This is a genomic window from Streptomyces sp. NRRL B-1140, from assembly GCF_001280065.1.
Lineage (GTDB): Bacteria > Actinomycetota > Actinomycetes > Streptomycetales > Streptomycetaceae > Streptomyces.
In genome coordinates this window covers 1-744 of the sequence record NZ_LGEA01000171.1, presented here as the reverse complement: position 1 = coordinate 744, position 744 = coordinate 1, and the positions used below count along the sequence as shown (strand labels likewise).

Annotated in this window: 1 protein-coding gene; it reads right to left on the bottom strand. The window is 66.9% G+C overall.

All coding sequences use genetic code 11. The features are described from left to right. The coding region (locus ADK65_RS35560; protein ID WP_267889769.1) for a lyase family protein at positions 1-744 on the bottom strand (744 nt) is incomplete at both ends.

Sequence of the window (744 nt, the reverse complement as noted above, 5' to 3'; positions counted from 1 at the left end):
TCCGCTTGAGCACCCCGGACATCTGCACGAACGCCCCACAGTCCTGAGTCGCCTCCACCAGATTCGCCGCCGTCACCAAAGGCAGCCCCGTGATCGACGCCAGATGACGACGCGCCGCCTCGGCGTACCCGGCGGGAGCGTTCAGCCCGGTACCGATCGCTGTCGCGCCGAGGTTGATCTCATGGATCAACTGAACCGCCTCGGCGAGACGGGACCGGTCCTCGTCCAGCATGACGGCATAGGCGGAGAACTCCTGGCCGAGCGTCATCGGCACCGCGTCCTGCAACTGGGTACGGCCCATCTTGAGCACATCGCGGAACTCGACGGCCTTGGCCGCGAACGCGTCCTGCAGGACGGACATGGCCTCCAGCAGGCCGCGCACCGCGAACACCGTCGCGATCTTGACGGCGGTCGGGTACACGTCGTTGGTCGACTGACCGAGGTTGACGTCCTCGTTGGGGTGCAGGAACTTGTACTCGCCCTTGGCGTGGCCCAGCAGCTCCAGCGCCCGGTTCGCCACGACCTCGTTGGCGTTCATGTTGGTCGAGGTACCCGCGCCGCCCTGCACCACGTCCACCACGAACTGCTCGTGCAGCTTGCCCTCACGGATCTCACGGCAGGCCTCGACAATCGCCGCGGCCTTCGCCGGCTCCAGCAGGCCGAGTTCCTCATTGGCCAGGGCAGCGGCCTCCTTCACCGCGGCAAGGGCATCGATCAGATGCGGGTAGGCGGAGATCGGCATGC